10 protein-coding genes are annotated in these 12,776 nt (G+C 31.1%); 3 read left to right on the top strand and 7 right to left on the bottom strand.

Annotated features, from left to right (window positions below; all coding sequences use genetic code 11):
* Positions 1-15: 15 nt before the first annotated feature.
* Entirely contained in the window at positions 16-1,635 is a 1,620-nt protein-coding gene (glgP, locus tag G9F72_RS02025; protein ID WP_164956848.1) for an alpha-glucan family phosphorylase, read from the bottom strand.
* A 281-nt stretch (positions 1,636-1,916) separates the two neighbouring features.
* Here glgP and G9F72_RS02020 point away from each other — a divergent pair, with 281 nt between their 5' ends.
* Positions 1,917-2,528: a DUF4230 domain-containing protein gene (locus G9F72_RS02020; RefSeq protein WP_164956849.1), complete on the top strand. Its 612-nt coding sequence runs from the start codon at positions 1,917-1,919 to the stop codon at positions 2,526-2,528.
* A 55-nt stretch (positions 2,529-2,583) separates the two neighbouring features.
* Here G9F72_RS02020 and G9F72_RS02015 read toward each other — a convergent pair whose 3' ends face one another.
* The 4 genes from G9F72_RS02015 to G9F72_RS02000 form a co-directional block, all read right to left on the bottom strand.
* A complete protein-coding gene (locus tag G9F72_RS02015) occupies positions 2,584-3,528 on the bottom strand; it encodes an ROK family protein (protein ID WP_164956850.1) in 945 nt (314 codons plus the stop codon).
* A gap of 342 nt (positions 3,529-3,870) precedes the next feature.
* Positions 3,871-4,758, bottom strand: coding sequence for a TPM domain-containing protein (locus G9F72_RS02010; protein ID WP_164956851.1), 888 nt, complete (start codon positions 4,756-4,758; stop codon positions 3,871-3,873).
* Between the two features lie 10 nt (positions 4,759-4,768).
* Positions 4,769-5,338: a LemA family protein gene (locus tag G9F72_RS02005; RefSeq protein ID WP_164956852.1), complete on the bottom strand. Its 570-nt coding sequence runs from the start codon at positions 5,336-5,338 to the stop codon at positions 4,769-4,771.
* Between the two features lie 172 nt (positions 5,339-5,510).
* A complete protein-coding gene (locus G9F72_RS02000; protein ID WP_164956853.1) occupies positions 5,511-6,521 on the bottom strand; it encodes a MarR family winged helix-turn-helix transcriptional regulator in 1,011 nt (336 codons plus the stop codon).
* 367 nt (positions 6,522-6,888) lie between these two features.
* Here G9F72_RS02000 and G9F72_RS01995 point away from each other — a divergent pair, with 367 nt between their 5' ends.
* Positions 6,889-8,553 carry a SulP family inorganic anion transporter gene (locus G9F72_RS01995; protein WP_164956854.1) on the top strand — a complete coding sequence of 555 codons (1,665 nt, stop codon included), beginning with the start codon at positions 6,889-6,891 and terminating at the stop codon, positions 8,551-8,553.
* 124 nt (positions 8,554-8,677) lie between these two features.
* Here G9F72_RS01995 and G9F72_RS01990 read toward each other — a convergent pair whose 3' ends face one another.
* Entirely contained in the window at positions 8,678-9,076 is a 399-nt protein-coding gene (locus G9F72_RS01990; RefSeq protein ID WP_164956855.1) for a CoA-binding protein, read from the bottom strand.
* A 211-nt stretch (positions 9,077-9,287) separates the two neighbouring features.
* On the opposite strand from G9F72_RS01990, the gene G9F72_RS01985 reads away from it, so the two are divergent.
* Positions 9,288-11,288 (top strand): fructose-1,6-bisphosphatase, encoded by a 2,001-nt coding sequence (locus G9F72_RS01985; RefSeq protein WP_164956856.1) that lies wholly within the window; start codon positions 9,288-9,290, stop codon positions 11,286-11,288.
* Between the two features lie 47 nt (positions 11,289-11,335).
* Here the strand turns inward: G9F72_RS01985 and G9F72_RS01980 are convergent, their stop codons facing one another.
* Positions 11,336-12,688, bottom strand: coding sequence for a S1C family serine protease (locus tag G9F72_RS01980; RefSeq protein ID WP_224675920.1), 1,353 nt, complete (start codon positions 12,686-12,688; stop codon positions 11,336-11,338).
* Positions 12,689-12,776 lie beyond the last annotated feature (88 nt).

Raw genomic sequence — 12,776 nt, 5'->3', positions numbered from 1 at the left:
TCATGGCTTTTTTTATTATTTTATATACATTTTATTATAATACTCATCAAGCATTCTCTCTACTGAGAATTCATAGCTTGTAGTTTTAATACTTTCTTTCATCATTTCTACCCACTTTTCTCTATTTCCATAATAAGTAGTCATAACTCTATTTATTAAAGTGTCATAAAGAGCCTGCGTATCATGTATATCTAATTCAGTTTCTGTTAAATCATCAAGACCTACTGCATCCCCAAACTGCCATCCATTTACGCCGTCGATGCAAGCCTCTGGCCACCAACCATCTAGAATAGAACAGTTAAGAACACCATTCATTGCAGCCTTCATTCCTGAAGTTCCACTGGCCTCCAAAGGCCTTCTTGGATTGTTTAACCATATATCTGAGCCCCTGGTTAGCATTCTTCCTATATTCATGTCGTAATTTTCCAGGAATACTACACTGTTTGGATACTTCTTCATCATTCTTACAAGCTTTGCCACTATTTCTTTTCCTGTATCGTCAAGGGGATGAGCTTTTCCTGAGAATACAATTTGAACTTTTCCGCTTTTGAGGAGTGGAGATATAATTTCTTCCTCAGTAAATATCAAATCACTTCTTTTATACGGTGCAGCCCTTCTTGAAAATCCAATAAGTAACTTATCTGCATCTAGTTCTACTCCTGTTCTTTCTTTAATAAATCCTATTAATTCCTTTTTAACAGTTAAGTGTACTTTCCAAAGGTCCCCATTGTTTTCGTAGGCCTCAGTAATTCGGTCGTCTACCCAAGTTGGTTTATGAATTCCATTAGTTATACCAATAATTTCAGACCTTCCAGCAACAGTCTTCCACATTTTATTTGCAGTTGACCTATGAAGCTGTGCTACGGCATTTGCCTTTCTTGATAATCTAAGTCCAGCTACCGTCATATTAAATGGTTCTCCACCAAATCTAATCATTTGCTCCCTAGTTAATCCATTAAATGCTCCCATATACTCTAATTTAGAAACCTGATGAGATTCGTTACCTTCAACTATGGGAGTGTGAGTTGTAAATACTACTTCTTCGCGGGTTTTATTCCAAGACTCCTCAAAACTAAATCCTGATTGCATTTTTTCCTTTATAAGTTCTGTAGCCGCAAGGGCTGCATGACCTTCATTAAAATGGTATACATCTATAGGAATATCTAGGGCTCTTAAAGCTTTAACCCCCCCAATACCTAATACTATTTCTTGAGCAATTCTTTCTTCACCAAACCAGCCATATAACTGTCCAGTTATCCAATTATCCCCATTCTCTGGTATATCAGTATCTAAAAGGTATAGTGGATTATTTCCAAATTCCTCTAATTTCCAAACCTTACACGCTACATTTATATCCCTTATTTTAACAGTTACTTTCACCCCTGTATCTTGTAAGAAATCATATTCATAATTATGATATGTATCATAGGCTTTTCCGTTTTTATCTATAAGTTGATCAGTATATCCTTGTTTCCACTTAAGTCCTATTCCCACAAGTGGAAGATTTAAATCTTTAGCCCCTTTTAAATGGTCACCTGCAAGTATTCCGAGACCTCCTGCATAAGCTTTAAAATCTGGATGTAGTCCATACTCCATACAAAAATAAGCAACTCTTGGAAGATTATTATTATCCATTAAATTTTCCCTCCTATATCCTTTTTAATAATAAATACTTATTAAAATATCATTAATTATAATTTTCATGACCCTTTAAATTTTCAGTTTATTATAACTTTACCTTTTATAATTATTATACATAATATTTTCGTTTCATGCAACCGTTTGCACTAAATTATTTTATTATGCCCTTCCCTTTACAAAATTAGAGGGCATTCCTTCTGAAATGTTATTAACTACCATATAATATAATAGCCATATTATGTAATCATTTAAATATTATAAGGAGTTGCTTTAGCATGAATTTAAACTCAGCCATAAAACCTATAAAATATAAAAATAAACTCATTTTTTTAATTATTCTATTTTGCACAACTATATGGGCAATAATGATTTATTCCATTATAAACAATTTTAATAATGATAAAGTTATAAGTACTACTGTAATTTCAGAAAGATTGTCCAAAATATCAGAACTATCCACAATAAAATATAACTATTCTAATATAATATCTCTCACAGATAGCAAAAAATTTAAAGATTTCTATATCCCCTTTACTGAAAAATCTTTTTTGATCAAATACAGTGGATATATTAAAGCGGGGGTAGATTTAAAGGATTTAGATATTGTTATAAATCAAAAAAGTGTTACTATAACTTTAAAAAAATCTAAAGTTCTTGATCATGTAATAAATAATGAAGATTTTTTTGTTTATGATGAAAAATCCTCGATGTTTAACAAACTTAGTATTCAGGATATGATAAACGAAATCAGTAATCAGAAAAATAAGACTGAAGCTGATTTAATTAAAACTGGATTTTTAGGTGGAGCTGATACTAATGCTAAATTACTTTTACAAGGTATTTTATCAGATATGGGTTTTGAAAATATAACTATAATTTTAAAATAAGGCCCATTCAAATAAGTAGCAATCTAATATGCTATTTATTTGAAGGACTTTAACACTATAGCTTGTCTAGCATTGCTGCTCCAATAATACCAGCATCATTTCCTAGCGTTGCGATTTTTATGTAACAAACAGGTATTTCTTTAAACAATTTGTGTTTTTTAATATCACTTAATAGCAATTCCATAAAAAATTCCCCAGCTGCAGAAACTCCACCGCCAATGCCTATCATTGTTACATCCAAGATATTTAATATATTACAAATTCCTATAGAAAAATATTTGACGAATCTCTCTACAACTAAATTAGCTAATTTATCTCCTTGTTTTGCACAATCAAAAATTATTTTGGCATCAATCTCATCCAACCCATTTGCTTTTTTAAGTATTAATGTATCCTGTGGATTCTCGTTTATCAATTTTTTAGCATACTTAATTATACCTGTAGCTGAAGTAAATGTTTCAAAGCAACCATTATTACCACAGGCACAATTATAAAAATTTTCTCCTACTATCATGTGTCCTATTTCTGCTGCAGCCCCATTTTTCCCTCTATATAACTTACCATTTAAAATTATTCCTCCTCCCACACCAGTTCCCAAGGTTAAAAAGACTGAATTAAAATGATTTTTCATTGTTCCAAATAGATATTCTCCACCAGCTGCAGCATTTGCATCATTTTCTATTAAAATCCTTTTTCCAGTTTTTTCTTTAAGTATTTTGCATATATCTACATTTTCCCATCCTAAATTTACACATTGTTTGATTATCCCACTATTATACTCAACAAGGCCAGGAACCCCTATACCTATTAATTCAATGTCTTCCATAGAAATACCCGAGACTTCCAAGGTTTTATATATTAAACTAACCATATCCTCTATTACTACTAACGCTGTTCTTGAAGCTAAGGTTGGGGTACTTTTTTTAGTGATTATATTCCCTTCATTTGTAACTATACCTACAACTATATTAGTTCCACCTAAATCAATCCCTATACGCATAATTTTTACCTATCCTCTCATTTGTAATCGTTATTTTTCAAAAAAAATAGCTAGTCAGATTACTAGTCCATTCTTTGACCATTTATATAATATAATTTTGCAAATATTTAAAAGCAGAAAATAAATCGTTTTTCTGCTTTCAAATATTTAATTCTCCTAGTAGGGGTCCTAGAGGGTACATTCAAACAAATAGCCAATCGTTACACTATTCTATTTTAATGTGCCTAATTAATATTATACTTTTAATTTTATAAAATTAAAACTGTAATATAATCCAATAATTTAGCTGATTTTTATTACGTTCCACCAAATCAATATATCAAATCATCACAGGCCATGTCGTTAGAATCCCCCTGAGGAACCTCCACCACTTGATGAGCCTCCGCCAAAGCCTCCAGAACTTCCTCCTGAACTTCCTCCAAATCCACCTCCGAAACCACCACCATTTCTTCCACCCCGCCTTCCAATTGAGCTCCAGAAAAGCAATGTAATTATAAATCTAGTTATTCGGCCTTTATTAAGAATAAAGTCAAGAAAAACTAATACAATAACTCCTATTACTAGAATGCCACTTCCCTTTTTAGAGGTGTTTGTATTTTTTACACTTTCACTATACTTTGGAACATTAATATTCTTATCTAGTTTTACTCCATATTCTTTAGCTATGCTATCTGATAAAACTGAATATGCTGCCCTAAGTCCCTGTCCATATTGATTTTCCTTAAATTTTGGCACTGCGAGATCATTCATTACTCTTGAGGAGTATATATCTGTAATAGCACCTTCTAAAGATGTTCCTACCTCTACTCTCCACTTTTTATCTTTTACTGATAATAAAATTAATAGCCCATTATTCTTATCCTTTTGTCCTATACCCCATTTTCTAAAAATACCATTGGCATAGGATTCAATAGTTTCTCCCTGTAGCGAATCTATAACCACCACAGTAGCCTGAGCACCTGTTTTATCTTCTAATTCCTTACCTACTGCCAAGATATATTGCAATGAGTCACTATCTATTGCTTTTGCGTAATCATTAGCATATTTTAATTCTGTTGGCATAGGAAATTTACTTTCTGCATTTACTAAATTAATAGCCATTGTGCCACTTAGTAAAACTAAACTTATCAGAAGCACAAAGATTCTTTTAGGGTTAATCTTATGTTTTATAGGTCTATTAAAATAAATATTACAAATTTTTCTAATTGGTTTTGTTAAATAATTCCTCATATTTTAACTCCTACTTACTAAAATTAACTTTTGGTACTTCTTTAGCTGATTCACTAGCTTTATAATATGCCCTTTCTTCAAATCTAAAAATTCCAGCAATAATGCTACTGGGGAACTTTTTAATGGTGGTGTTGTAATTGTCAACACTTTTGTTATAATCTTGCCTTGCTATACCTATTCTATTTTCAGTGCCTTCCAAAGCTACTGTTAAATCCCTGAAATTAGCACTAGATTTTAAATCCGGATATCTTTCTACAACTACTAGAAGCCTTGATAATGCGGTTCCAAGTTCGCTATCTGCTTGTGCTTTATCCCCTATATTTTGTGCGCTTCCGAGTTTTGCCCTGGCCTCAGCTATTTTAATAAAAATGTCTTTCTCTTGAGAAGCATATCCCTTCACTGTTTCTACTAAATTTGGAATTAAATCCGATCTTCTCTGGAGTTGAGTATCTATGTTTCCTTCTGCCACTTTTACCTTTTGTTCTAAACTCACTATTTTATTGTAGCCTCCAATAATAGGCATTGCTATCACTAGAATAATTGCTACAACAATTGCAATGGTTCTTAAAGTTTTATTCATTTCTATACCACCTTTCTATTTTTATAAATATAGAATAGTTGTTAATTTTTAATTCATCTAATTATTAAAGGAAACCTATCCTTATATAATAAGTTATGAATTCAATAAGGATACTATACTAATTTGCTATTTATTCTTATAAATTATGTATTATTAAAAAAAATTTCAATTGTCAAAGTGCTTTGCTTTTAATAATATCAAATGTCTTTTTTATATATTCCTCTGTTTTATAATTCCCTAATCTATTATTCATTCTCTCTAAAAGGCCATTTAAATCTAAAAGCTCCTGCAAACTTATATCTTTTAGTTCTTGAAAAATCAATAGTGTTTTTTGATTTTTCTTATAGTCTTCTATTATCAAATTTTCACCTTTCTCTGATATATCTAAGTAATGGGCATTTTTTATTAGTGCTTTTTCTTTATGAATAAATCGCTTACTATTTAAATTTTTTACTATTACGTGGACTGTAGAAGGTGACCAAAAACTAATTTCGCTAAGTTCACTTGAAGTAATCCCTGGGAAAGCAGCTATTATCCATAATGCTCTAAGTTGAGGATATGTAACATTAAATTCCTTAAGTGGTTCTCTATGATTACTTTTAACAGTTAAGATGAATGTTCTTAGGAGATTATATAGATTAATTATCTTCTTTATAATATTTACTGTATCTATATCAAATTCGTTAAAATCAATTTTTAAATTCATTTGATTGATTTTGTCAATATAGTCAAAAATAAACTCTTTCTTTTCTTTTATAATAATTTTAGTGAAAATAGCTATAATAAAATCCAGTTCGCTATGTGAAAATATGCCTATTAAGTCAAAAAGATAGAATTTTTTTTGCTTATCTTGTTTGTTTATATCAATAAACCACCTACCCGTTTCCGCTATCTGAAATTTATACATCTTTTTATTAATTGTTTCCTCTTTAAAGATTAGCTTTTTACTCATTAAAATTTTCATCATATTACTAACCGTAGGTGAAGTCCAAGATCCAATCCTTGCAATATTGCTAAGTGAAGTTCCTGGATACACTTTAATAATCCAAAGAACTCGAAGTTGCGGCAGCGTTATACCAGATGGCTCCACCATCCTTGAGTAATTAGATTCAATTTTCAAGAAAGCATATCGTGCAAGATTATATAATGAATGTACATTAAACAAATACTCATTTTGTTCCATAGTCTATCCCCTTATGTGCCCTTATATGTTATTGTTATTTATATGGTTTATTATTAACATGTGCATGTCTACATTTAATAGATTGTAACAAAATTATTATATCAAATCAACAAAAGTATTTTATCTTTTATAAAAATTCATATTGACAATTGTTTTTTTTCGCAAAATATGATATTATTATACATGATATGTAGTATTTAATATTATATATAGTTAAATACTACTTTATTGTTTTTAAAATTTTAATCTTACAAACCAGTATACTTTTAATAAAATAATATTAAAAGTAATTAACTTCGAGCAAAATTATGCTTGAAAATATTTTATTTTTAACATTCGTATACTAATTAAATAGAGGAGTGAAAATATGTTCGTACCAAAACTAGTTACCTGTTTAAAAACCTATTCAAAAGAGCAATTTATAAAAGATTTTGTTGCTGGAATCATTGTTGCTATTATTGCTTTGCCTTTGGCTATAGCTCTTGCCATAGCATCTGGAGTCTCACCTGAAAAAGGATTATATACAGCAATTGTTGGTGGCCTTGTAGTCTCTTTACTTGGAGGCAGCAGAGTTCAAATTGGAGGTCCTACCGGTGCTTTTGTAGTTATTGTATTTGGAATAATTGCAAAATTTGGAATTGATGGACTAATAGTATCTACAATAATGGCTGGATTCTTTCTTATAATAATGGGACTTCTAAAATTTGGTGGAATGCTGAAATTTATTCCTTACCCAATTACTACTGGATTTACAAGTGGTATAGCTATTACTATTTTTTCTACTCAGATTAAAGACTTTTTTGGTCTAACCATGAAAACTGTACCTTCGGAATTTATTCCTAAATGGGTTGCTTATTTTAATAGTTTAAATACTTTAAATTTACAAAGTGTGAGTATTGGTATTCTTTCACTTTTAATAATTATATTTTGGCCTAAAATAAATAAAAAAATTCCAGGAACGCTTATTGCAATAATTCTAACTACTGTAATAGCTCTTATATTTAATTTAAATATAGAAACTATTGGAAGTCGTTTCGGTAACATTTCAAGTGCACTGCCTAGTATTTCTCTTCCGCATACTTCTTTTGCTATGATAAAAGAGCTAATGCTTCCAGCTCTAACCATTGCAATTTTAGGTGGAATAGAATCGCTTTTATCTGCAGTAGTAGCTGATGGTATGATTGGTGGTTCGCACCGTTCTAACATGGAACTTGTAGCTCAAGGCGTTGCTAATATTTGTTCTGGCCTTGTGGGAGGTATCCCTGTAACTGGTGCTATAGCAAGAACTGCAGCTAATGTAAAAAATGGTGGTAGAACTCCTATTGCTGGAATAGTTCATGCACTATCTTTATTAATAATATTAGTATTATTTATGCCCTATGTAAAACTTATACCTATGTCTTCTTTGGCCGCAATATTAATTATAGTATCTTACAATATGGGAGAATGGGAAGCTTTCCAAAGAATATTAAAAGCTCCTAAAAGTGATGCTTTAGTGCTCTTAGTTACTTTCTCACTAACAATATTCTTTGATCTAGTAATCGCTATAGGAATAGGCTTACTTCTCGCCTCATTGCTATTTATGAAAAGAATGGCAGATGTTTCTGATGTGAGATATATTCTTGATGAATATGAAGACAAAGACCAACTAGAGCTTATAGATAGCATAAAAACTCCAGAAAATGTATCTGTATATGAAATTAATGGGCCTTTCTTTTTTGGTGCAGCAGACAAATTTATGCATGCAATTAGAGAAATAGGGATCCCTACTAAAATTTTAATTATAAAAATGTCAAATGTACCAGCTATGGACGCCACAGGATACCATGCTTTAGAGCTGCTTTATGGTATTTGTACCAAACATCACACTCAGTTAATAATGTTAAATCTTCAAGAACACCCTATTAATGTTCTTGAGAAGTATGGATTTATAGATATGTTAGGAAAAGATAATATCTGCAGTAATGTTGAAGCAGCTATTGATAGGGCTAATATCCTACTTGAAAAGCCTAATGCATTATCTAAAATATAAAATTTTGTACAATAGCTAAGTCATCACCTTCAGTACTATTAACTATATTAAAAAGTACACTGGCGAATAAAATGTACCCAAGGGGTATATTTAAGTAAACCAGTGTACCTTTTTTATTTAAATTTTAAATTCGGCCTAATTCTACATACAAACATTCACGAAAAACAATATTTAGTTCATTACTTTTAGCCTTATCTAAAACTTCTTGATTATAAGAACCTGGTTGAAACCATACATTTTCTATTTTACATTCTGCAATTTCATCTATAGCATTCAAGGCTATATTTGGATTTACTATAACACTCACCGCATCTACCGCTTCTGGTAATTCCTTTAATGAATGATAAATCACAACTCCATTTATTTCGTCGTATTTAGGATTTATACCATATACTGTATATCCCTTTTTCTTAAGTAACATTAATATTTTATAACCAAACTTACTTTCATCCGGTGATGCTCCAAGTAATGCCCACTTCTTCATTGTAACCATTTCATCACTTTTAATATTTATATCCTTCATATAAAATTCCTCCTATATTTACTTCCTTTTTAAATAATTATCTAAAGACTATACTTTTGTAGTGTTTTTGTCAATAATCCATATTGAAATAAAAAATATTTCGTTTACATATTACACTATTCTATAATAATGTATTATAATATTAAGTGTAGCCTTTATATTAAATAAGCTACACAAATAAAATTATTGCAATTGTAAAGGAGAGTCAAGGATGATATTTTCTTGTGAGACGCCCATTGATACTATAGAAGAAGATTTGAGATATCTAGAGTTATTGGCTAGCAAGTATCCTACAATTCCAGATGCTTGTACGGAAATCATAAATTTACAAGCTATTTTAAATTTACCTAAGGGCACTGAGCATTTTCTTACAGATATTCATGGTGAATATGAATCTTTTACTCATGTTCTTAGGAATGCCTCTGGAGTAATCAAACGAAAGATTAACGATATTTTTGGTAATTCACTTAGAGAAATTGAAAAAAAAGAACTAGCAACCATTATATATTATCCGGAACAAAAGTTAGACCTAGCACTTAGAGAAGAATCTGATATAGACGATTGGTACAAAATTACCCTTCATAAGCTTATTAAAATTTGTAGAACCATATCCTCTAAATATACTAGATCTAAAGTTAGAAAAGCACTACCTCCAGATTTTGCATACATTATTGAGGAATTACTTCACGAGCAGCAGAACACTTTTAATAAACAGGAGTATTACAATGGAATTATTCAAACCATAATTAAAATTGGCAGAGCTAAAGAATTTATAGTTGCTATTTCAAACCTAATTCAAAGGCTTACTATAGATAGACTTCATATTTTAGGGGATATTTATGATAGAGGACCTGGAGCACACATAATCTTAGATACTCTTATGCACTACCATTCTATTGATATACAGTGGGGTAACCACGATATACTTTGGATGGGAGCAGCTGCTGGCTCTGAAAGTTGCATTGCTAACGTTCTTCGTATTTCAACCAGGTATGCAAATTTAGATACTGTGGAGGAGGGTTATGGTATAAACTTATTGCCCCTTGCAACCTTCGCTTTAGATTTTTATAAAGATGACCCTTGCAGATCCTTTAAACCCAAAGTTTTACTTGAAAATAATTATAGAGAAAACGACCTTAATTTAATGTCCCAAATGCATAAAGCCATTTCTATAATTCAATTTAAACTTGAAGGCGCCATAATAAAAAGATGTCCTAATTATGAAATGCAAAACAGATTACTTCTCCATAAAATAGATTATGAAAAGGGTACCATAAGTATTGATGAAAAAGAATATACACTAAATGATACTAATTTTCCAACTATAGACCCTACTGACCCATATAAATTAACTCAGGAGGAAAGTGAACTTGTAGACAAACTTAAATCTTCTTTCTCAAATAGCGAAAAGCTTCAAAAACATGTACGTTTTCTATATTCTAAAGGTAGTATGTACTTAAAGTACAACTCCAATTTGCTTTATCACGGATGTATCGCATTAAACCAAGATGGAAGTTTTAAGAAAATGAAAATAGATAATGTTACTTATAGTGGAAAATCATATATAGATAGAACTGAAAGAATAGCGAGAGAAGCCTACTTTGGAAAAGCCAATTCAGAATCTAAGCTCTACGCTCTGGATTCCATATGGTATTTGTGGTGTGGATCTAATTCTCCACTATTTGGAAAAGATAAAATGACTACCTTTGAGAGATATTTTATAAATGACAAAAGTACTCATAAAGAAATTAAGAATCCTTATTATAGCTATAGAGATGATGAAACAATATGTAATAATATATTGTATGAATTTGGATTAAACCCCAATGATTCACACATTATAAATGGCCACGTTCCAGTAAAGACTAAACAAGGTGAGAGCCCTATAAAAGCTAATGGTAAACTCTTAGTTATTGATGGTGGTTTTTCTAAGGCCTACCAACCAGAAACAGGCATAGCAGGATATACGCTTATTTATAATTCCTATGGATTGCTTTTAGCGTCCCATGCACCCTTTGAATCTACTCAAAAAGCTATTGATGAAGGTGTTGATATTCTTTCGTCTACTATAGTTTTAGAAAAATCTACAAATCGTATACGCGTAACCGATACAGATGTTGGCTTTGAAATTAAAGATCAAATTAAAGATTTAGAGCTACTTCTTACAGCCTATAGAAAAGGTCTTATTAAAGAACAAAGGGTAACCCTATAAAATAACATTAAAGCCACTTGGCGCATAGTGCGCCAAGTGGCTTTGATTTAAACAGAGAGTGTTAGATTCAGTTTCATCGTCTTGCCATTTCTAACTAATTCTACTTTAACTACATCACCGGCTTTATGTGTACCTTTAATCTTATTTAGTTCATCCACAGTTTTAATTGTTTGTCCATCAAACTGTACAATAATATCCCCAGGTACTATACCTGCCTTTTCTGCCGCACTAAACTCTGTAATTTGTGAAACATATACTCCTACCGGAATATTGTAATCCTTTGAAATATCTGCAGTTACGTCTTTACAAGAAATTCCTATACTGAGAACTGGTTTAAGTAAAGCATCCATTTTAGGGTTTACTGTATTAATTGGTATTGCAAAGCCCAGTCCTTCTACACCCTCAACACTTATTTTAGCAGTATTTATCCCTATAACTTGACCCTTTGTATTCACAAGTGGTCCACCACTATTCCCTGGATTAATGGCTGCATCTGTTTGAATAAATTTAAGATCTTTATTTTCAATACTTACTTGTCTATTAACTGCACTAACAACTCCTGTAGTAACTGATGCAAGGAATTCTTTTCCAAGAGGATTTCCAATTGCTACTACCGCTTCTCCCACTTGAAGCATATCAGAATCTCCAAATTCAGCCACACCTGGCACTTTAGTATTGTCTGCTAATTTAATTACAGCTACATCCGACGCAGCATCATAATTAACCACTTTTGCAGAAACTTCTTTTCCATCGCTAAGCAAAACTTTAATTGTTCGTGCTCCGCTAATAACATGATAATTTGTTAGAATGTATCCATCTTGATTAAATATAATCCCAGTACCTACACCTTCTTGCGGAGCTGACTGACCTCTACCAGTGCTATTTGATGTAGCATTACTAGTAGAAATTGCAACTACTGCTGGACTTACCTTTTTTACAATTTCAGGTACAGTTAAATTTTCTGTACTATTAGAAGTTATGAGCTTTGCTTTTGTATCGCTAGCACTCTTTGTAGTAGTCGCTTTTGGTGCACTAGTAACAGTACTACTACTTGTATTTTTCATCATATTCATTGTAACAACAGCAGCACCTACACCACCAAGTGTAGAACATATTACACCTACTAGTATATATGAAACTATTCTTTTTCTCATGCCACCTCCATCTTTTTTAACCTTTTTATCATTTAATTCAGTGTAATTTATATTTTCCTGCGCGTCATTGATATTCTCCTGTGAGCCATTTATATTCTCACTAGCAATTTCATTTTCATTTATTACTTCATTTTCATTTATTACTTCATTTTCATTTATTACTTCATTTTCATTTATTACTTCATTATTCATATTTTCATTGTTTTCATTTGTTTCATTTTTATCATTATTATTATTTTCGTTCATATTATTTCCCTCCTTATTAAATTTGGTTTCTGTAAGCATGTGAAAGTTATTATAGTTTATATACTTGTAAGTTATATTAAATAGGATA

Origin of the sequence: Clostridium estertheticum, from assembly GCF_011065935.2 — a bacterium.
Classification (GTDB): Bacteria; Bacillota; Clostridia; order Clostridiales; family Clostridiaceae; genus Clostridium_AD; species Clostridium_AD estertheticum_A.
This window is presented reverse-complemented; position numbering and strand designations above follow the sequence as displayed.